This is a genomic window from Massilia rubra (genome assembly GCF_011682065.1).
Taxonomy (GTDB): domain Bacteria; phylum Pseudomonadota; class Gammaproteobacteria; order Burkholderiales; family Burkholderiaceae_D; genus Telluria_A; species Telluria_A rubra.
Genome location: NZ_VUYU01000085.1, coordinates 1 through 633, shown reverse-complemented (window position 1 = coordinate 633; position 633 = coordinate 1). Strand labels below are relative to the sequence as shown.

General features: G+C 65.1%; 1 protein-coding gene. It reads left to right on the top strand.

All coding sequences use genetic code 11. The features are described from left to right. Positions 1-633 (top strand): type VI secretion system Vgr family protein (locus tag F0185_RS34115; protein ID WP_167233126.1); only part of this gene is annotated, 633 nt, incomplete at both ends.

Sequence of the window (633 nt, the reverse complement as noted above, 5' to 3'; positions counted from 1 at the left end):
CAACCGCCTGCTGCGCCTGAACTTTCCCAGCGGAGGCCCCGCCAGCCTCGTGGCCAACCGGATCGACGCGGTGGAGGGCCTGTCGCGCGACTTCCACTTCACCGTCGAATGCCTGAGCGACGATCCCAACATCGCCCTCAAGGATGTGCAGGGCAAGATGGCCACCGTCGAACTGGTGCGCGAAGACAACAGCAAGCGCTACTTCAACGGCTACGTGTTCGAGTTCCGCCGCGTGCGCGCCGACGGCGGCGAAGTCTATTACGACATGGTCCTGCTGCCGTGGCTGGCCTACCTGCGCCTGCGCCGCGACAACTATCTGTTCCACAACATGACCGTCAAGGACCAGACCGACGACATCTTCGGCGACTACGGCGTGCGCAAGAGCGAATTCCGCGTCGGCGGCCCGGACCCGGTCATGAAAGACGCCTGCCAGTACGACGAGTCCGACTACAACTACGTGCACCGGCGCTGGGAAGAAAAAGGCTGGTTCTACTGGTACGAGCACACCGCCTCCGGCCACACCCTGATCCTGTCGGACGACTCGACCGCCGCCGCGCCGATCGACGGCCCGAGCCACATCCCGTTCAACCGCGCCGCCGGCGCCGAGGAAGACGATGCGCTGGGCGAATGGAC